Consider the following 19,802-nt stretch of genomic DNA (forward strand, 5'->3'; position numbering starts at 1 on the left):
TTATATTTTATTAAAATTAATAAAAACCGAGAAACATCTCATCTTTTTGAAATGTTTGTCGGTTATTTTTGAGACTTTTTGCCCAGCCTCTTTTTCTTTATCATTTAACGTTTCAAATATGAAGTATAACTCGAAGGCAATAATTGGGTCTAAAGGTGGACGAATTTTATTTTTATTCGCTTATAATTTATTTATATTCCTCTTTTGAAGGCGGTCTAAATGACCTAATGAGGGATTCTTGCTATAATAATGTATAAAAAAGGAGGGAATCCTATGTACTATTCAATGTTTGATTCAACTTATCTATTAGTAATTATTGGGATGCTTTTAGCTGGTTGGGCTTCAAGCCGGGTGAAGTCAACCTTCAATAAGTATGATGATTTAGAAACGGAAAAAAGAATTGCAGGTAAAGATGCTGCTCAATTAATTCTCCAAGGTGCGGGCATTCATAATGTTCGGGTAGAACCGATTCGCGGTCAATTAACTGACCATTATGATCCTCAAAATAAGGTCTTACGCTTATCAGAAGCTACTTATGCTTCAACCTCAGTTGCTGCAGTAGCAGTCGCGGCCCATGAATGTGGGCATGCGGTTCAAGATGCACAAAATTATGGTTTTCTACGTTTACGGGCAGCCTTAGTTCCGGTGGTAAATATTGGCTCACAAGCAGCCATGCCTCTAATCTTTATTGGCTTATTGATGCAATGGATGGGCTTAGTTAAACTAGGTATTTTTGCCTTTACTCTTGTCTTACTATTCCAAATTGTCACTTTACCGGTTGAGTTTGATGCTTCGAAACGGGCACTTCAAATCCTAGAAGGTCAAGGAGTCTTCTCAATGGCAGAGTTACCAGGTGCGCGCAAGGTCTTACGGGCTGCTGCCTTTACTTATGTAGCTGCTGCCATTTCAACCGCCTTGCAACTCTTCCGTCTAATTCTAATTTCTCGTCGGCGAGACTAAGCTAACTTAGTCTTATTACATAAAGGAGTGTTGTTAATGGGTCTCATTAACCGACTTATTTCAAATAAATTTAATCCGAATTTGGCTGTCGATTTACAGTCGAAAAGTAAAAATCATCTGGATAAGATGCAGACTGCCAATATTATTGTCGCAGGTAAAACTGGGTCAGGTAAATCGACCCTAATTAATGCAATTTTTCGCGAAAAAATTGCCCAAACCGGGGTGGGTAAACCGATTACCCAGCATATTCAAGAAATTACTAAAGAAGGTTTACCAGTAGTTCTGTATGATACCAAGGGCTTGGAGTTGAGCCAACGAAACCAAAAAGAAGTTTTGACGACTTTAGCAGACTTAATTAAAGTTCAAGCACAAAAAGGACCTAAAGCGGCGATTAATCTGGTTTATTATTGTATTAATAACAGCATGGGCCGGATTGAGGATTTCGAGATTGAATTGATTCAAGCCTTAGCTAAAAAGGTTCCTGTCATTCTAGTTTTAACCCAAACTTTAGGTCAAGAACGGAAAGATTTTGAAACTTATCTTAAAGAATTGAAACTACCAGTACGGGCCATAATTCCAGTCTTAGCTAAACCCTATTTATTGACGGGTAAAGAATATTTACCAAGTTTTGGTTTGCAAGCCTTGATTGATATGACGATTGAAGTTTTGCCTGAGGAAAGTCAAGGGGCTTTTATTAATGCCCAACAAGTAGATCTAGACCGCAAGGTCGCAAGGGCTAGGCGTTGGGCAAAACGTTATATCACTACTGCCTTTGGGGTCGGCTTTATCCCAATTCCGGTAGCTGATTCGGCCGTCTTAGTACCAATGCAAATCGGCATGTTAGCCCATATTTCTTCAATTTTTGGTGTATCCTTAGATAAATCGCAAATCTTATCAGTTTTAGCTGGTATCGGCGGTACTGGGGGAGCTACCTTAATTGGTAAATATTTGGTGTCATCGGCGACTAAATTAATTCCGGGTCTAGGCACTGTCACTGGTGGTTTAATTTCAGGAGCAACAGCTTCGAGTTTAACCGTCGCCTTAGCTTATTCCTATATTGAGGTCTTGAAGCAGGTGACCTTAGCTGAAAAAGCAGGGCGGGATATGCCACTTAAAGAAATCCAACGCCTGATGAATTCTAGTTTGAAAGAACAATTTGAAACTTTAAGTGAAGTCCTGCCAGAAGGATTTAAAGATATGAACGTTGTAGATTGGGCCCAAGCCTTATTTAATAAGAAGAAAAAATAAAATAAATCAAATAAGCTCTCCCTAAGTATTTGTTCTTAAGGAGAGCTATTTTTTGATAATAAAATATTGTAACGCGGTGGTTTGCAGTGGTTCTTTATTGAATGAAGTTGAACTCATATCTTTGTTCAACTATTGGAGCACTTACTGGGGCGCATGGAGGTGAAACAAGTTAGCGCCCCAGTAGTTGAGCGAAAGTATGAGCTCAACTACATTTATCCAAATACTCTAGCAAGCGAAAATCAGAGATTTTCATGCTTCTTGCCTGCTCCTATCAGCGAATAAACTCATCTTTAGTTTGATTGGAAACTTTCCGAGGTTGATTGAGTTTGCCTTGCAATTTAGATAGGCCTTCTTTAAAGTCAAGCGGGTTAACGCGTTTAGACCAGAATCCCCCATGGATAACCTTGGCATCGTAGGAAATATAGAAAGCACTCGGGTCTATTTCCTCAATGGTTTGGTAAAGCGCCCGTTCATTAGAGCGTGGTGTCAGGACAGTCAGGACTAAGCGGTCCCCATCCCTTCCGTAGGCTGGTTGGACCGTGACCCCATAACCCAACTCTCTAAGATTGTTGGCTAAGCGGTGGTCATCAGAAGGGGAGAAAATTTGAATAGCCGAATAACCCAAGGCAATTTTGTCCTCGATTAAAATCCCAATGTAGGTCCCAACTCCAAAGCCCACGGCATAGGCAATCAGGTAGATGGGGTTATCAAGAAAATTCATGACCATAGAAAGACCTAAGGTATAAACAATGACTTCGATAATACCAACTAAGGGGGCAACATTTCGGTAACCTTTAGTGGTTAGAATCACCCTCATAGTGTTTAGCATAATATAAATTAAATTGATTGAAAATATTTGGAAAAGCACAGTCCAGTTCATTAAATAACCTCCATTATTGTATTTTCCCGATGTTTCCATGCTAAAGGAAAGCAAAGTCTATGTAAAATAAAACGATTATATAACTTGTTATTCAAGCGGTGACAGAGTAATATGGAAATACAATTGTAATTATTACTTTTACAATCTAGAAAAAGGAGTACTTATGCCATTACTAGAAGTATCGAATTTATCATTTTTTTATGATAATGAAAAAGTTTTAAATAATATCAATTTTAGTCTGGAATTAGGTGAATTTGTGATTTTGACCGGTGAAAATGGAGCGGCTAAATCAACTTTAATCAAGGCAATCTTAGGCTTATTAAATCCAGCAACGGGACAAGTAAAACTAGCCAAGATCAATCAAAGAGGACAGAAATTATCTGTTGGTTATGTTCCACAAAATATCACCTCATTTAATGCTGGTTTTCCATCTACGGTTCAAGAGTTTGTTGAGTCAGGCCGGTATCCGAAGAACCGGTGGTTTAAACGCTTGGATGCAGAAGATCAAGAGCATGTAGAGCGAGCCCTCGATTCAGTGGGGATGACCAACCTACGTCATAAATTGATTGGTGATTTATCGGGTGGTCAGAAACAACGGATTTCCCTGGCCCGGGTTTTTGCAACGGATCCTGATTTCTTCGTCCTGGATGAACCAACGAATGGGATGGACACTAAATCAAGACGCGCCTTTTATGATTTATTACGTCATTTATGCCGCCATCATGGTAAAGCTATCTTGATGGTAACCCATGCGGATGCTGAGATGGAGGGCTATTATGACCGTGAGATTCATTTACATAGAGAGGAGGGAACCCCATGGAGATGTTTCAGTATGACTTCATCCAAAGAGCCTTTGCCGCAGGTTTAGCCATTTCCTTTATTACCCCTATTTTAGGTCTCTTTTTAATACTACGCCGACAATCACTCTTATCAGATACTTTGTCTCATATTTCTTTGGCCGGGGTGGCCCTAGGCTTACTTTTACAATGGAGTCCCACTTATGCTACGCTGATTGTAGTGGTGCTAGCTTCTTTATTAATAGAATATTTAAGGGTGGTCTATGCAGACTTTTCAGAAATTTCAGTCGCCATGATGATGGCGACGGGGATGTCGGTGGCCCTAGTCCTGATTACCTTTAATACATCGGGCCAAGTCTTTAATATTGACCAATATTTATTTGGTTCGATTATCCTTATATCAGATCAAGAAGTGAAGCTTTTATATGGGTTAGCTTTGGTAGTCATGGTGCTTTATTTAATCTTTAAACGTCCTTTGTACGTAATGAGTTTCGACGAAGCAACAGCCTATACAGCTGGTTTACCAGTTAAGTGGATGTCAATTATTTTTTCAGTCGTAACCGGGGTGGCGATCTCGATTATGATGCCAATTGTGGGGGCGCTCTTAGTTTCAGCCCTTATAGTTATTCCTTCAGCCACTGCTATCAAAGTTTCACGGAGCTTTGGGCAAACGATATTTTTTGCCTTTGTGATTAATCTGTTAGGAGTCTTTGCTGGGATTACGCTGTCCTATCAATTTGACACACCACCTGGTGCGTCCATTACGCTATCCTTTATTCTTATTTTTGTAGTAGTGACGATCTGCCATCGTATTTGGTCTCAGAGTCAACGCCATCGTATACAAGCCGATAGCAAGTTATAAACTTAATAAGGAAAGACACACCAAAGTTTAACTTAAAATACTAGATACACTTATACCAAGAGGGCGGCAAAGGAAACACTTAGATTTCGTTTCTGCCCTCTCTTTAAATAAATCGTTTCACGAACTAAAAATAATAAAAACACTGTTAAAGTTTGTCTTTTGTGGTAAAATAAGGCAAACCTTAAGGAGGGCCTGATGACAATGACTAAACCTAAACGCAATGAACGTTTAATTTATTTAACCCATTATTTTTTAGAACGCCCTAATCAATTAATCCAATTTTCTGATGTAAGTGAAGAGTTAAGTGCATCTAAATCTTCATTGAGTGAAGATATGGATATTTTACGAGATTTATTTGCTAAATATGAATTTGGGAGTATAATTTCGCAGACGGGTGCCGGCGGTGGGATGATTTTTGTGCCAAGTTTAGGCAAGGCAGAAAAAAAAATGCTGAAAGAAAAGTTGACCCATATCTTGGAGGCCAGTCCCCGTGTCTTACCCGGTAATTATATTAGCTTAAATGATGTTATCCGTGATCCGCAGCTTATGCATTTGGCTGCTAAACTGATTGCTGGCCATTATGCCGACCAGGGAATCGATGCAGTGATGACGATTGAAACAAAAGGGGTTGGCTTGGCTGCTTTGGTCGCTAATTTATTGAATGTGCCATCCGTGGTTGTTCGACGGGATTCCAAGGATTCAGTGGCGCCGACGATTTCCGTATCCTTTGTTTCAGGTTCTTATCAAACGGTCATGAAGATGGAATTACCCAAGGATAGTCTACAAGCAGGAAGTAATGTCTTGATTGTGGATGACTTTTTACGCAATGGTGGGACAGTAGATGGTCTGATTACTTTATTAGGTGAATTTGATTGTCATGAAGCAGGGGTTTGTGTTTTAGTCGAAAATACGGCGCCCGATCATGGACTACCTTATGATATGCAAGCCTTAATGTCGGTCAATATGGTTTTTAATTCAGAAACGAGACACCATGATTTGATAGCCCAACCAGGATCTTTATTAAAAAATATCTAAGTTCCTAGAAAAAAAGCCTTGAAAACGTTATAATAAATTTGGAAAATTTTTTGCTTAAAGGAGTGGCAGAATGTCAAAACGGTTAGCGGTTATTTTAGCCGCTGGTAAAGGAACACGGATGAAATCAGATCTATATAAGGTCTTACATCCAGTGAATGGCCTCGCTATGATTGAACATGTTGTGGATGCAGTGCAAGCCGCAAAAGTTGATCAAATAGTGACAGTAGTAGGCTTTGGGGCTCAAGCAGTCAAAGAATTACTAGGTGAAAAGAGTCAATATGCCCTTCAAGAAGAACAACTTGGAACGGGACATGCCGTTCAACAGGCTAAAAGTATTTTAGCTGGAGAAGATGGGGCTACTTTAGTAATTTGTGGGGATACCCCTTTGATTTCAGCCCAAACAATTAATCAACTGTTCGACTTTCATGAACAGAGTGGTGCCAAGGGAACGGTCCTGACCGCTCAATTCGACAACCCGTTTGGTTATGGTCGGATAATTCGACAAACAGATGGGACAGTGTCTCATATTGTTGAAGAAAAGGATGCTAATGATGTCGAACGTTTGGTGACTGAAATTAATACCGGCACATATGTTTTTGATAATCAACTCTTATTTGAAATGTTAGATTTAGTCACTAACGACAATGCACAAGGTGAATATTATCTGCCGGATGTGATTGGCCTCTTACAAGAACGAGGACATCTGATTGCCGCTCACGTTATGGCTGATGCAGACGAAGCTTTAGGTGTGAATGACCGCCTTGCTTTAGCAGAAGCAGGTCGTTTGATGAGCCGCCGGATTAACCGCAAACATATGTTGAATGGCGTTACTCTAATTAACCCAGCCACAACTTATATTGAGGCCCAAGTTCAAATTGGCCCAGATACAGTGATTGAAGGTGGCGTCTCTTTAAAAGGACAAACCAGAATTGGTAGTCATGCCTTTATTGGAGCCCATTCTGAGATTTGTGATAGTCAAATTGGCGATCAGGTGCAAATTAGTCAATCTGTGATAGAAAAGTCTACAGTAGAGCGGGCTGCAACCATAGGTCCTTTTGCTCATTTAAGACCGAATTCTCATTTAATGGATGAAGTCCATATTGGCAATTTTGTTGAAGTGAAGAATTCGACGATTGGTAAGGGCACTAAATCAGGTCATTTAACTTATATTGGCGATGCCGACTTAGGCAAAGATATTAACATAGGTTGTGGAACCATCTTTGTCAATTATGATGGTAAGTACAAGCATCGCTCTACAGTAGGCGATCAAGCTTTTATTGGTTGTGATACAAAAATTATGTCTCCAGTCGAGATTGGACCACGAACTGTAACAGCAGCAGGTTCGGTTATTACCGATGACATACCTGAAGACGCGATGGGAATTGCGCGGTCACGCCAAACTAATATTCCCAATTACTATCCCAAGTTTATAAATAAATAATAGGAGGAATTTGTAGTAATGGAAAAGCACACATATAAAGATCCAAAGTTAAAGGTATTTTCTTTAAGTTCTAATCCCGAATTAGCCCAAAAAGTGGCGGATGAAGTTGGGGTTCAGTTAGGTAAAATTAGTATTTCGAAATTCGCTGACGGTGAAATCAAGGTAAATATTGAAGAAAGTATCCGTGGGGATCATATTTATATCGTACAATCCACATCAAATCCTGTTAATGATAATCTAATGGAGTTAATGATTTGTATTGATGCACTTCGTCGGGCAAGTGCCAAAACAATTAATGTTGTCATGCCATATTACGGCTATGCGCGTCAAGACCGCAAAGCCCAATCACGCGAACCCATTACTTCTAAATTAGTCGCAGATATGTTAACCAATGCTGGTGTAGATCGGATGCTAGTGATTGACCTTCACGCTGCCCAAATTCAAGGCTTCTTCAATATTCCCGTAGACCATTTGATGGGGGCATCTTTATTAGCTAACTATTTCTTGGATAAGAATCTATCTGGAGATGATGTAGTAGTTGTTTCACCAGACCATGGTGGTGTGACTCGGGCACGCAAATTAGCAGAGTTCCTCCACGCACCGATTGCCATCGTAGATAAACGTCGACCAAAAGATAATGTTGCTGAAATTATGAATATAGTCGGCGATGTTAAAGATAAGGTTGCTATTATTATCGATGATATGATTGATACAGCAGGTACTATTACGCTTGGTGCGCAGGGAATTAAAGATAAAGGGGCAAAAGAAGTCTATGTCTGCTGTACTCATGCTGTTTTATCTGGCCCTGCCATTGAACGCTTAGAAAAATCTTGTATCAAAAAAGTAGTGGTTACTGATACAATTGCCTTACCAAAAGAAAAACATATTGATAAAATTGAAGTGGTAACGGTAGCCCAATTATTAGGTGAAGCCATCAAGCGGATTCATGAAAACCGGTCTGTAAGTCCACTCTTTAATGAACAATTTAAAATAATTGATTAAATTTAAATTATCCCACACTGATTATTAAAATAGATAAGCTTGACCTCCTATGAGCCTTAGTGCCTTGTAGGGGGTCTGGTTATTTTCAAAATATAAAATACTAGAAAATTTTGTCATACTTGACTTGTTTCATGTCAAGTTAATGGAGTTTTTATGGTAAAAAGAAAGTAAAACCTTTATAATATGGGAGAAATAAAGGATAAGGATCCTTTACAGAAAGGAAGTTTTTCTTGAAGAAACATTCAGATTGGAATAATATCCTAAGAATTTCAACCACTATCATGGGTGCTTTGTTATTTCTTCTAGGTATTTATATTTCATTTTATTTTAAATTTTTTGGGCAGGTTCCGGGAAGAAATCTTTGGGCCTTTGAGGCCTCCTATCCCTGGATTATTATTGGATATATAATTATTAACATCCTGTTTGGAACTTATATTTTTTATAATAAAAATTTACTAGACTTAGCTTATTACACCATTTTAAGTCAGCTGGCAATGACCGTCTATTTAATGGCCTTAACTTATGCAGGCTCATGGCTATCTTTCCCCCGGTCAGTGGTCTTAATTAATTTCTTAGTGGGTAGTGTTTTAATGTTTGCTTTCAATAGCTTGGCTTACATCCTTTATCAACGTATTCGTGGTCAGAAACGAGTCATGGTGGTGGGACAAGAAGATAGGGCTTTGGAAGCCGTTAAAAACTTCTCCCTCATGAAAAATAGCCGGCATAAGGTAACTCATGTGGTTCTATCTAATTATTATTATAATGTGCGCCAGCTAGCGGATGAAGTTGATATTGTCTATCTAACTGGTCGGATTGAAGAAAGTGAACGGTTAGAAATTTATAAATTTTTGATGGACCACAATCAGAAGTTGTTTATATCAACCAACTTTGAAAACCTCATGATGGTTAATCCTAATATTATGAATTTTCAGGATGAAAGTATTATTGAAGTATCTTCCTTTGGTATTGCTAGCGAAGAAGCCATGGTCAAGCGTTTTTTGGATATTGTGGCGGCTTTTTGTTTGCTAGTTATAACCTTGCCAATTACCTTGATTACTGCTTTAGCTATTCGGATTGATTCACCCGGGCCAATTTTTTATAAACAAGAACGGATTACCATGGACCACCGTCCTTTTAATATCCTAAAATTCCGATCAATGAGTCAGTCAGCTGAGGCTCAATCCGGCCCGGTCCTAGCTTCTAGTAATGATAGTCGGGTGACCCGGGTGGGTAAGTTTATTCGGGCTACCCGGATTGATGAATTACCGCAATTGATTAATGTGCTTAAAGGGGACATGTCCTTGGTTGGACCAAGACCTGAAAGACCTTTTTTTGTTAATCAATTCGTAGAGCTCAATCCCTATTATTCACTTCGTCATCATGTGCGGGCCGGTATCACGGGTTACGCTCAAGTTTACGGGAAGTATGCGACTGATTTTAATAGTAAGTTAAATTTTGATTTATTGTATATTAAGAACTATTCTTTAGCTTTTGATTTTAAACTACTTTTTCAAACCATTAAAATTCTCTTTGATAAGGTAAGCTCTCGTGGGGTTGAAGATAAGGTGGAAAGTCAAGTAACTTGGTATAAATTTAAAAATGATATAGATATAATCAAATAAAACTTTAGATTAGAGCAGATTTTAAATCCATGGTATACTATAAAAAAATAATGAAAGGCGTGAAAATATGAAAAAATTGTTCAATGTAATGATTGCGACTATTGCTGTTGTTAGTTTGATTTTTGCCGGTGCCATGCCAGTTTCTGCCCAAGATATTAATGTTAAAGATGTTTTAACAAAGGTTCAAGAGGCCAATAAAGAACTAGGTTCTCAAGAAGGCGATGCTAAATTAGATTTCTCAGTGACAATCGATGGAACTGAACAAATTGCAGGCGATTTAAATGGAACCTTCCAAATGAATGTCGATCCTAAATTTGCTGTTTTTATTGATGGCCAAGGGAATTTTCGTCAAGCAGTTCCTGTAACGGACGAAAATGGTAATGTGACTGAAACACAAAACCAAGAAATTCCTTTTTCAGGTCAGATAACTGTATTAGATAGTATTCTTTATGCCTTTGATGGTTCTGCTTGGACAGTCGAAGATATTTCTGATGTGGAAGCTGAGGTTTCTAAAGTCTATACTGACGCTATGGCTCAAGTAACAGAATCTCAAACTGAAGTAACAGATGACTTAGTTGCTTTATATGAAAAATATATGGATATTACTGAAACCGATTCAGAATATGTTTTTAAAATGAAACCAGATATCAATTCGGAAGAATTCTGGGCAGATGCACAAAAAGTTGTTGATATTGAAAAAATTAAACAAGAAGCCATTGATGATGCCATTGCTCAGGCTGAAGCACAAGGAATCGAAATGACTGAAGAACAAAAAGCTCAAATGAAAGATACTTATGATAAAGCCTTTAATATGATTTTTGACATGTTTGATAATTATGAAATTCACTATGCCAAAGATACAAATAAAGTAACTAAGTTAGTCATGAATATGACCTTAGACAATGAAGATCTTGCTAAACTTGCTAGTGAAGCAATGCCAGCGGAGGATAGCCAAGTAAACCTTGTCTTTAATCTTGAAATGAACTTTAAGAACCATGGTCAAAACTTTGATATTCAAGTACCAGCTGATGCCCCAACCTTTGATGGTGGTCAAGAAGCCAGTGATGGTTCCGATGCAAATGCAAGTGATAGCGCCACCGACCAAGCAGCTGACAGTGCGAGTGAATCAACTGAAAGCCAAGAATAATGCTTAAGTAAGATTTACTTTAATAATAGAAGACCCTCCAGGATTGTCGCTACCGTTTGGTAAAGACATCCTGAAGGGTCTCTTTTTTATGGATGCAATTAATGATAAGGTAAATTGATTTGTTTGATGCCCAGGTCTTCCCAACTCAGTTTGCCTTGGAGGCGGTCGGTTAATTCAACCATGACATGGTCAAGCTCTTGGCTAGGAATGGATAAGTGATGAATGACCTTATCAGTATATTTAGTATCGGTAATTTCAAGCGGTAAGGTGTGTGTGTGAAGGGATTGAAGCAAGCCGTCATTATTTTTATAATCAATGACTAATTCCACTTGATTTTGGTCAACATTTTGAATCCGTTGACTCTGAGCCAAACATTCACTAGTGGCGGATGAATAAGCCCGGATAAGGCCTCCAGCTCCTAATTTAATACCGCCGAAATAGCGGACTACTACAGCTAGAATATAAGTTAATTGGTTCTGTTTCAGGACCTCTAAGATGGGCATTCCCGCCGTGCCACTGGGTTCACCATCATCTGACAACTTTTGAATATTCGAATCATCCCCTAAAATATAAGCCCAACAATGGTGGTTAGCTTTGTAATGTTCTTTACGAATTTCTTGCAGTCGTGTTTGGGCTTGGTCTGGGCTAGTGATAGGTTCTAAATAGCTAATAAAACGTGATTTATTTACAATAAGCTCAGCCTCTTGCGGCTGGGCAATTGAATAATAATTAATCGACATGGTATTCCCCCTGACTTTTCTATATTTTACAAATGTTTTTAAAATCCCGCAAGTATGGGTGAGTGAGGTAACGGTCGGTTGCTTTTTTATGAAATAGGCAAAAATTTGAGGGCCTTTGACGACAAAGCGAATTTATCATGGTAAAATATGACTTAGATTAATTATTTACCAGAGGGAGTATACCGTGGTTAAGGAGTGAAAAAATGCCAACAGCAATTATTGTTGATAGTACCAGTTATCTGCCAGAACAATTATTGGCACACCCACATGTATATCAAGTAACTTTATCTGTGACATTTGAAGATGGTAAACAAGTTTCTGATTTAGTTTCGGACGATAAGGCACAAAAATTCTATGATTATTTGAGTCAGTCCAAACAAACTGCCACCACCTCACAACCACCCATCGGTGAGTATATGCAGTTGGTTCAAAATTTAGTTGATCAAGGTTATGAGCGAATCTTGGCCTTTCACCTTTCTTCCGCCATTTCGGGAACCTATCAGACCGCAGTGACAGTCTTACAGGAATTTAAAGACCAAGTTGAATGCTATGTCTATGATACTAAAGCTGCTTCAGTGGTTATGATGGCCTTAGTTGAGACTAGTCTAAGCTTATTAGACCGAGGCATGGCCATGCCGGAACTAGATAAAATTCTCAAGGATATGATTGCTCAAAGTCATATTTATTTAACGGTGGAAGACTTAACTTATTTGAGCCGTGGCGGCCGGTTGAAGAATTCAGCTGCAATTATTGGTAACCTGTTTGCGATTAAACCGATTTTATTTTTTAATGAGGCGGGTGAGATTGTCCTTTTAGAAAAAGTCCGCACTCGTCGTAAATTGTATCAACGTCTGGCTGAGATTGCTGAGGGTGTTTTTGAAGCAAACCCTCAAGGCTTTCAATTATATTTTGCCCATGCCTTGGGTCAAGAGGTGATCGATCAAGTGGTAGCAATTCTTGAAGAAAAGTTTGGCACCATCGACTATCAAGTTGGTTTGTTAGGACCAGTTGTGGCAACCCATGTTGGCATAGGGTCTTGTGGCATGGCCACAGTTCCGAAACTCTATTAAGACTTATATTCTCATTTTAGAAAACAAGCTTAAGTAGAAATTTCTGCTTAAGCTTGTTTTTTTAAAAGGAAACGGAGTTAAATGGGGTATTTATTGTTAGGGGGTGAATTATGTCTCAGCAATTAGCAAGCTTATTCTGGGGACGTTTAATCAGTCAGCATGAGAGCCACCTAGACCCTGACCAATGGCAGGCTATCCAAGCTGAGTTACAAAGCCAACCGGCTATTATTCAAGGAACTTGCCAACGTTGTGGTAATCAAGATTTGATTTACTTTGATGGTCTTGATACTCAAGGTCAGCCGCTCTCTGTTTCATATTGTCGTCAGTGTATCCAACTTGGTCGGATGAGTAGTCAAAGTAAGTTATATGGGCTCCCACCGGCTAAAGATCCGCTGGGACTAGCTGGCAAAAGTTATCTGACTTGGCAGGGTAGTTTATCAGCTGAACAAGGTCGGGCCAAAGAAGAACTCTTAGAAAGTTTGAAGGATAGGGGCCGCCCTCATATGGTGCATGCGGTGACGGGTGCTGGAAAAACAGAGATGATTTTCCCTTTAATTGATCAGGTTGTGAGTCAAGGGGGACGGGTAGCCATCGTGTCACCCCGGGTGGATGTTTGTTTAGAATTGTATCCTCGGATTCAAGCTGCCTTTTCAAACTTGGATCTGGTAGTCTTGCATGGAGCTATGACCGAGCCTTATCGGTATACTCCGATTCTGATTGCGACTACCCACCAAATGCTTCGCTTTAAAGCGGCCTTTGATTTGATGATTGTGGATGAGGTGGATGCTTTTCCTTATGCGGGTGACCCCATCTTGCATCAGGCAGTCCAAGGAGCTTTAGGACTGCAAGGGAAGCTAATATATTTGACAGCCACCCCAGATATATATTTAAAAAAGCAAGTGCAACACGGACAAATGACGGCGACCATCTTACCTGCACGCTATCATGGCTATCCCTTACCCGAGCCCGATTTTCACTATATCGGTCCTTGGGAAGAGGAAGTGAAGTCAGGTAAAAAGCAAGGTAAACTATTCCAAAAACTTTCTTCATTTCTCAGACATCCTGGAAAAAAGTTAATTTTTATGGCGAATATTGCCTTAGCCGAACAATTATATTCACTATTAACCCAGATGTATCCGGATCTAGCCTGTGTCCATGCCCAAGATCCTGAACGACAGGATAAGGTGATGGCTTTAAGAGAAGGGAACGTATCCGCTTTAATTACAACTTCGATTTTAGAGCGCGGAGTGACCTTTGAGAATTGTCATGTTTATATTGTGGGAGCAGATAATAGATTATTTACGAGTGCAGCCCTCATTCAAATGTCAGGACGAGTGGGGCGAAAATCAAATTTTCCAAGAGGAACGTTAATTTATGGCCATAACGGAGTATCTATGGCTATGTGGTCAGCCCGCCAGCAAATTAAAAGGATGAACCGCTTGGCCAGAGAGCGAGGTTTATTGCATGAATGATACTTTTTGTGAATTCTGTCAGGGAAAATTACCTAAAAAATTAGCTTTAGAGGATATTTTTGCTTGGCGCCCGTTAAATACTCCCTATATTTGCTCCGACTGTTTTGAGGCTTGGCTTCAAATTCAAGATATGGATCAAAGCCATCGGTGTAAAGCGTGTCATCGGATTTTAAAGTCTGGTGGAGAAGCTGATTATTGCCAGGATTGCCTGCGTTGGTTGGACACCTACCCTAGCTATTATTTGAGACATCATTATCTTTTTGCGTATACAGATATGTTTCGTGATTGGCTTTTTCGTTATAAATACCATGGGGATATTTATTTAGGGCAACTCTTAAAAGGTCCTTTAGAACATGCCTTAAAAGTATATCGGTCCTATTCCTTCATTATTTTGCCTTCTTCGCCAACTAGTTTAAGCCAACGTAATTTTCATCCTGTCGGTCACCTTTTAGATTTAGTTAAGCAACCCTATTGTATTCCTTTTGATTATCAAGGGGATGGACGTAAACAGGCCCGTAAAAGTCGTCAGGAGCGGTTAAAGTTGAGCCAACCTTTTGTATTGAATCAATCGGGAATAGATTTTATCAAAGCCCATGAAAAAATTATATTTTTTGATGATGTTTATACAACTGGAACTACTTTATTATCTGCGAAAAGGGCTATGATTGAAACCCCTTACTTTACTGATAAACATGAACTTATCTCCCTATCATTAGTCCGAGAATAATTGAAAATAATTGTTTCCGTTTTCAAATTCTTGTGAATATGTTATAATTAGTAAAAGGTAAAAGTTATCTTTTAATATTATTTAGAAGTGAGGGATTTTTATGTTTAACTATAATGTTCGCGGGGAAAATATTGAAGTGACCCAAGCAATCAGAGAATATGCCGAAAAAAAGGTTGCTAAATTAGAACGCTTCTTTACTGATGTGCCTGATGCAACAGCACACGTGAATTTAAAAGTTTATCCCGATAAGACAGCCAAGGCTGAGGTGACGATTCCATTATCATTCTTAGTACTCCGGGCTGAAGAAACCACAGATGATTTATATAAGAGTATCGACTTTGTGGTTGATAAACTTGAACGTCAAGTTCGTAAATATAAAACCAAAATTAATCGTAAAGCCAAAGGTGGCGGTACGATTCGCGAAGGGGATCTTCCAGATCTTGCGGTAAGTGCAAATAGTCCAGAGGAAGAAGAGCCAGAATTAGAAATTGTAAGATCTAAACGGATTAGCTTAAAACCAATGAGTAGCGAAGAAGCTGTGTTACAAATGAACATGTTAGGTCATGACTTCTTTATCTATACCGATGCGGAAACGATGGAAACTGCAATTGTGTATCGTCGAAAAGATGGTCGTTATGGTTTAATTGAAACAGCAGCTCTCTAAGACTGATAAATACTTACTGTTAGTTAAATAATGATAAAGGACTGGGTGAAATAACTCAGTCCTTTATTTTTGACCGGCAGAAGATTGGGTTGTTTCAGTCATTTTATTGGTTGAAACTAAAATTATTGGATTAAAAAGGCTCGGACTTGAAATAAATATACAAAAATTGTAAATTACATGGTACACTATAACAGTGAATGCAAAAAACAATAAGGGTATCCAGACCAATGTGTAAGTATCCTATGACTGATTAAAGGAGCTGACAAGCAGAATGCCAAATTTGCTTAAAAATTTAGTGGAAAATGATAAGGCTGTTTTACGTAAGACGGCTAAAATGGCAGATCAAATTCTAGCCTTAGAAAAAACCTATCGTCCGATGTCGGATGAAGAATTAAAAAATATGACCGTAGAATTAAAAGAACGTTTAGCTAAGGGCAAAAGTCTTGATGATATTTTACCTGATGCTTATGCTGTCGTGCGGGAAGCAGCGCGCCGGGTTTTAGGCTTAAATGCCTATAAGGTTCAAATTCAAGGAGGGATTATCCTTCATGGTGGGAACATCGCTGAGATGAAAACCGGGGAAGGTAAAACCCTAACCGAAACTATGCCAGTTTATTTAAATGCCCTAGCTGGTAAAGGGGTCCATGTGGTAACAGTTAACGATTATTTAGCAACCCGTGACTCCCAAGAAATGGGGGAAGTTTATCGCTTCTTAGGTTTAACCGTCGGCTTAAACTTAAACTCAATGAATGCTTCCCAAAAACGTGAAGCTTATAATTGTGATATTACTTATTCAACCAATAATGAACTAGGTTTTGACTACTTACGGGACAACATGGTTGCCAGTCAAAGTCAAATGGTTCAACGTCCGCTTTATTTTGCGGTGGTCGATGAAGTGGACTCTATCTTAATCGATGAAGCCCGGACTCCATTAATTATTTCTGGTCAAGCTGGTAAGTCAACTGCCTTATATACACGGGCTGACTACTTTGTTAAAGGCTTGAAAGAAGAACGTGACTATACGATTGATTTAACCTCTAAGTCTATATCATTAACTGATGAAGGGGTCGATAAGGCTGAACGCGTTTTTCATTTAAATAACCTTTATGATGTGGATAATACTGCCTTAGTTCATCATATTGACCAAGCGCTTCGGGCTAACTATATCATGCTATTAGATATTGATTATGTGGTTGATGAAGGCAAAGTTAAAATCGTGGATGGCTTTACGGGACGGATTATGGAAGGCCGTCGTTATTCTGATGGACTCCACCAAGCCATTGAGGCCAAAGAAAACGTTGAAATTGAAGACGAATCTAAGACCATGGCTACCATTACCTTCCAAAATTATTTCCGGACGTATGAAAAATTATCTGGTATGACTGGTACTGCTAAGACTGAAGAAGAAGAATTCCGTGAAATTTATAATATGGACGTGGTTCAAGTACCTACTAACCGGCCAGTTATTCGGGACGATGCTTCTGATCTACTCTATCCAAACTTAAAATCAAAATTCAAAGCGGTAGTAGAGGAAATTAAAGAACGACATGCCACAGGCCAACCGATTTTGGTCGGTACGGTTGCCGTAGAAACTTCTGAATACTTATCTAAATTATTACGCCAAGCTGGTATTCCGCATGAAGTCTTAAATGCTAAAAATCACTTTAAAGAAGCTGAAATAGTTATGCAAGCTGGTCAAAAAGGGGCCGTAACGATTGCAACTAACATGGCTGGTCGGGGTACCGATATTAAATTAGGCTCAGGTGTTAAAGAATTGGGTGGTCTATGTGTGATTGGAACTGAGCGTCATGAATCGCGTCGGATTGATAACCAATTACGGGGTCGTTCTGGTCGGCAAGGAGACCCAGGTGCTTCACAATTCTATCTTTCATTAGAAGATGATTTGATGCGTCGCTTTGGATCTGAACGAATCCAAGCTTTCTGGGAAAAAATGGCTGAGTCAGATGAAGATAATGATTTAGCAATCAATTCTCGTATGCTTTCTCGTCAAGTCGAGTCAGCCCAAAAGCGGGTTGAAGGGAATAACTATGATACCCGTAAGAATGTCTTGGAATACGACGAAGTCATGCGTGAACAACGGGAAGTTATTTACAAACAACGCTTGCAAGTCATTCAAGCCGAAGAGTCATTGACCCCATATGTTAAAGCTATGATTAAACGGACTATTACCCGTCAAGTTGAAATTGCTACGGAGGCAGATAAGAAGAAAGATTGGAACTTAGAAAGTTTACTTGATTTTGGTCATGCTGCTTTAGTTAGTCCGGATGAATTAAGTCTAAGTCAACTCCAAGGTAAGAATCGTAAAGAATTAATTAACTTCCTTTATGGTTTGGCTGAAAGTAAGTATGATGAAAAGATTGCTGCTTTAGCTACACCAGAACAAGTTAAAGAATTTGAAAAAGTGGTTATTTTACGAGTAGTTGATTCTAAATGGACCGACCATATTGATATGATGGATAACCTTCGTCAAAGTGTAGGTCTTCGTGCCTATGCCCAAACAAATCCATTGACTGAATATCAAACAGAGGGCTATGAACGATTTGAAGAAATGTCAGCCGCAATTGAATATGATGTGACTCGTTTTATTATGAAAGCCCAAATTCGTCAAAATATGCAAAGTGCCTAGTCAGGTTACGAGTTAAAAGGGACGGTTCCAGGTGCAAAGATTTTAAGTAAAATCAAGCTCTTGGCGACTGCCTCTTTTTCTTTTCTAGTAAAGGGGTAATTTAGATGGAATTATATGAAATGAAGAATTTTTTAACGGAGGCCCAAGACCAAGTTATCTCAATCAGGAGGTCTCTTTGACTTAGACCAATTGGAAGAAAATATTGCTGATTATGAGCACCAGATGCTGGCGCCTGATTTTTGGGATGATAATGATAAAGCTCAGAAGGTGATTAGTCAGTTGAACGAAGCGAAGGCTTCCTACCAAACCATTCAGGACTTGGTCAGTCAAGTTGATGATCTAGGGATGGCGCTGGAACTATATGAGGAAAGTCAAGATCTGGACATGCTAAGCGAAGCAGAAGACATCATGACAGTCACCAGTAAGGCTTTAAATAATTATGAATTACAATTACTTTTGTCAGGCCCCCATGATAGTGCCAATGCAATCTTAGAAATCCATCCTGGAGCTGGGGGAACAGAATCCCAAGATTGGGGATCTATGTTACTTCGTATGTACCAGCGTTGGGCCGACAAACAAGGCTTTCAAGTGGAGGTTTTAGACTATCAAGCCGGAGACGAGGCTGGTATTAAATCAGTCACTTTAGAAATCAAGGGCCACAATGCCTATGGCTATCTAAAATCAGAAAAAGGCGTCCATCGTTTAGTGCGAATTTCGCCCTTTGATTCCAATGCCCGTCGTCATACCTCCTTTGCTTCAATTGAGGTGACCCCGGAAATGGATGATTCCATTGAAATTGAAATTAATCCGGATGATATTCGAGTGGACACTTACCGGGCTTCTGGAGCTGGGGGTCAGCATATTAATAAGACTTCATCTGCCGTGCGGATTACCCATATTCCCACGGGGATTGTAACCCAAAGCCAAGCTCAACGGTCCCAATTCCAAAACCGTGATCAAGCCATGGCCATGTTAAAGGCTAAATTATATCAACGTGAGGAAGAGGAACGCGCCAAAGAGATGGCTGCCATTAAAGGCCAACAGTTAGAGATTGGTTGGGGTTCACAGATTCGGTCTTATGTCTTCCATCCCTATTCTATGGTGAAGGATCACCGGACCGGCTATGAAGTCGGAAATAGTCAAGCGGTCATTGATGGAGACTTAGATGGTTTTATGGATGCTTATTTAAAATTGCAGGTCCAAAATCAAGATTGAAAGCAAACTGAAGGGAGCGGGCAAGAAGTAGAAAATCTAAGATTTTAGTTTGCTGGAGTACTCGGAGCAAAGCGACATAGTGCTCCAGTAGCTGAGTGGACAAGTGAGCTCAGCTGCCTTAATTTCCTGCACAGTTGAGTTGATTAGGATGGAACAAGTTGTTTTGTGGCGTAGTTCCATTCAATCAACCACTGCGATTAGAAATGAAGATTTTGAAAATGAATAGACTGGAACTTTTTACAAGTTTCCTAAGTTAGCTTTTTACGTTAAAAT

At 39.3% G+C, this 19,802-nt stretch carries 16 protein-coding genes and 1 pseudogene; 15 read left to right on the forward strand and 2 right to left on the reverse strand.

Annotated elements, in window-relative coordinates; translation table 11 throughout:
* Positions 1-273 precede the first annotated feature (273 nt).
* Both G396_RS0105470 and G396_RS0105475 read left to right on the forward strand, forming a co-directional pair.
* Positions 274-960 (forward strand): zinc metallopeptidase, encoded by a 687-nt coding sequence (locus G396_RS0105470; RefSeq protein ID WP_248623906.1) that lies wholly within the window; start codon positions 274-276, stop codon positions 958-960.
* Between the two features lie 36 nt (positions 961-996).
* The gene (locus tag G396_RS0105475) at positions 997-2,208 is read left to right on the forward strand and encodes a YcjF family protein (RefSeq protein WP_028125315.1); all 1,212 of its coding nucleotides are present in this window, start codon (positions 997-999) and stop codon (positions 2,206-2,208) included.
* Positions 2,209-2,479: 271 nt separating this feature from the next.
* Here the strand turns inward: G396_RS0105475 and G396_RS0105480 are convergent, their stop codons facing one another.
* Positions 2,480-3,088, reverse strand: a complete 609-nt coding sequence (locus G396_RS0105480; RefSeq protein ID WP_028125316.1) for a DUF2179 domain-containing protein — start codon at positions 3,086-3,088, stop codon at positions 2,480-2,482.
* 163 nt (positions 3,089-3,251) lie between these two features.
* Between G396_RS0105480 and G396_RS0105485 the strand changes: the two genes are divergently transcribed.
* The 7 genes from G396_RS0105485 (at position 3,252) to G396_RS0105515 (ending at position 10,994) form a co-directional block, all read left to right on the forward strand.
* Positions 3,252-3,956 (forward strand): metal ABC transporter ATP-binding protein, encoded by a 705-nt coding sequence (locus G396_RS0105485; RefSeq protein WP_006417746.1) that lies wholly within the window; start codon positions 3,252-3,254, stop codon positions 3,954-3,956.
* A complete protein-coding gene (locus tag G396_RS0105490; protein ID WP_028125317.1) occupies positions 3,905-4,747 on the forward strand; it encodes a metal ABC transporter permease in 843 nt (280 codons plus the stop codon). Before G396_RS0105485 ends, G396_RS0105490 begins: the two co-directional genes overlap by 52 nt.
* Positions 4,748-4,942: 195 nt before the next feature.
* The gene (gene purR / locus G396_RS0105495) at positions 4,943-5,782 is read left to right on the forward strand and encodes a pur operon repressor (protein ID WP_028125318.1); all 840 of its coding nucleotides are present in this window, start codon (positions 4,943-4,945) and stop codon (positions 5,780-5,782) included.
* Between the two features lie 70 nt (positions 5,783-5,852).
* Positions 5,853-7,223 carry a bifunctional UDP-N-acetylglucosamine diphosphorylase/glucosamine-1-phosphate N-acetyltransferase GlmU gene (glmU, locus tag G396_RS0105500; RefSeq protein WP_028125319.1) on the forward strand — a complete coding sequence of 457 codons (1,371 nt, stop codon included), beginning with the start codon at positions 5,853-5,855 and terminating at the stop codon, positions 7,221-7,223.
* A gap of 18 nt (positions 7,224-7,241) precedes the next feature.
* Positions 7,242-8,225: a ribose-phosphate diphosphokinase gene (locus G396_RS0105505; protein ID WP_028125320.1), complete on the forward strand. Its 984-nt coding sequence runs from the start codon at positions 7,242-7,244 to the stop codon at positions 8,223-8,225.
* Positions 8,226-8,455: 230 nt separating this feature from the next.
* Complete coding sequence (locus tag G396_RS0105510) at positions 8,456-9,847, forward strand: sugar transferase (protein WP_028125321.1); 1,392 nt, start codon at positions 8,456-8,458, stop codon at positions 9,845-9,847.
* A 67-nt stretch (positions 9,848-9,914) separates the two neighbouring features.
* On the forward strand, positions 9,915-10,994 hold the full coding sequence (locus tag G396_RS0105515; protein ID WP_028125322.1) for a hypothetical protein: 1,080 nt from the start codon (positions 9,915-9,917) through the stop codon (positions 10,992-10,994).
* A gap of 98 nt (positions 10,995-11,092) precedes the next feature.
* Here the strand turns inward: G396_RS0105515 and G396_RS0105520 are convergent, their stop codons facing one another.
* Positions 11,093-11,734, reverse strand: coding sequence for a YigZ family protein (locus tag G396_RS0105520; protein ID WP_006417813.1), 642 nt, complete (start codon positions 11,732-11,734; stop codon positions 11,093-11,095).
* Positions 11,735-11,937: 203 nt separating this feature from the next.
* Here G396_RS0105520 and G396_RS0105525 point away from each other — a divergent pair, with 203 nt between their 5' ends.
* From G396_RS0105525 to prfB, 6 genes and pseudogenes are all read left to right on the forward strand, one after another.
* Complete coding sequence (locus tag G396_RS0105525; protein WP_028125323.1) at positions 11,938-12,804, forward strand: DegV family protein; 867 nt, start codon at positions 11,938-11,940, stop codon at positions 12,802-12,804.
* Positions 12,805-12,914: 110 nt separating this feature from the next.
* On the forward strand, positions 12,915-14,276 hold the full coding sequence (locus G396_RS0105530) for an ATP-dependent helicase ComFA (protein WP_028125324.1): 1,362 nt from the start codon (positions 12,915-12,917) through the stop codon (positions 14,274-14,276).
* Positions 14,269-15,003, forward strand: a complete 735-nt coding sequence (locus G396_RS0105535) for a ComF family protein (protein WP_028125325.1) — start codon at positions 14,269-14,271, stop codon at positions 15,001-15,003. The genes G396_RS0105530 and G396_RS0105535 overlap by 8 nt, the downstream gene beginning before the upstream one ends.
* Positions 15,004-15,103: 100 nt before the next feature.
* Positions 15,104-15,667, forward strand: a complete 564-nt coding sequence (gene hpf / locus G396_RS0105540) for a ribosome hibernation-promoting factor, HPF/YfiA family (RefSeq protein WP_006417754.1) — start codon at positions 15,104-15,106, stop codon at positions 15,665-15,667.
* Between the two features lie 271 nt (positions 15,668-15,938).
* Positions 15,939-18,305, forward strand: a pseudogene (gene secA / locus G396_RS10270) (preprotein translocase subunit SecA); the annotation flags it as partial.
* Between the two features lie 113 nt (positions 18,306-18,418).
* Positions 18,419-19,529 (forward strand): peptide chain release factor 2 gene (gene prfB, locus G396_RS0105550; protein WP_211224449.1). Its coding sequence is split into 2 segments (ribosomal slippage): positions 18,419-18,490 and positions 18,492-19,529, totalling 1,110 coding nucleotides; the frame shifts between segments, so codons are not numbered across the junction.
* The last annotated feature ends 273 nt before the right edge of the window (positions 19,530-19,802 follow it).

The organism is Eremococcus coleocola DSM 15696 (assembly GCF_000428865.1).
GTDB classification, from domain to species: Bacteria; Bacillota; Bacilli; order Lactobacillales; family Aerococcaceae; genus Eremococcus; species Eremococcus coleocola.

Excerpts from the sequence above, each read along its gene's own strand:
- G396_RS0105470 (WP_248623906.1), top strand. The coding sequence starts at position 274 with ATGTACTATTCAATGTTTGATTCAACTTATCTATTAGTAATTATTGGG.
- G396_RS0105475 (WP_028125315.1), top strand. The coding sequence starts at position 997 with ATGGGTCTCATTAACCGACTTATTTCAAATAAATTTAATCCGAATTTG.
- G396_RS0105480 (WP_028125316.1), bottom strand. The coding sequence starts at position 3,088 with ATGAACTGGACTGTGCTTTTCCAAATATTTTCAATCAATTTAATTTAT.
- G396_RS0105485 (WP_006417746.1), top strand. The coding sequence starts at position 3,252 with ATGCCATTACTAGAAGTATCGAATTTATCATTTTTTTATGATAATGAA.
- G396_RS0105490 (WP_028125317.1), top strand. The coding sequence starts at position 3,905 with ATGGAGATGTTTCAGTATGACTTCATCCAAAGAGCCTTTGCCGCAGGT.
- purR (WP_028125318.1), top strand. The coding sequence starts at position 4,943 with ATGACAATGACTAAACCTAAACGCAATGAACGTTTAATTTATTTAACC.
- glmU (WP_028125319.1), top strand. The coding sequence starts at position 5,853 with ATGTCAAAACGGTTAGCGGTTATTTTAGCCGCTGGTAAAGGAACACGG.
- G396_RS0105505 (WP_028125320.1), top strand. The coding sequence starts at position 7,242 with ATGGAAAAGCACACATATAAAGATCCAAAGTTAAAGGTATTTTCTTTA.
- G396_RS0105515 (WP_028125322.1), top strand. The coding sequence starts at position 9,915 with ATGAAAAAATTGTTCAATGTAATGATTGCGACTATTGCTGTTGTTAGT.
- G396_RS0105520 (WP_006417813.1), bottom strand. The coding sequence starts at position 11,734 with ATGTCGATTAATTATTATTCAATTGCCCAGCCGCAAGAGGCTGAGCTT.
- G396_RS0105525 (WP_028125323.1), top strand. The coding sequence starts at position 11,938 with ATGCCAACAGCAATTATTGTTGATAGTACCAGTTATCTGCCAGAACAA.
- G396_RS0105530 (WP_028125324.1), top strand. The coding sequence starts at position 12,915 with ATGTCTCAGCAATTAGCAAGCTTATTCTGGGGACGTTTAATCAGTCAG.
- G396_RS0105535 (WP_028125325.1), top strand. The coding sequence starts at position 14,269 with ATGAATGATACTTTTTGTGAATTCTGTCAGGGAAAATTACCTAAAAAA.
- hpf (WP_006417754.1), top strand. The coding sequence starts at position 15,104 with ATGTTTAACTATAATGTTCGCGGGGAAAATATTGAAGTGACCCAAGCA.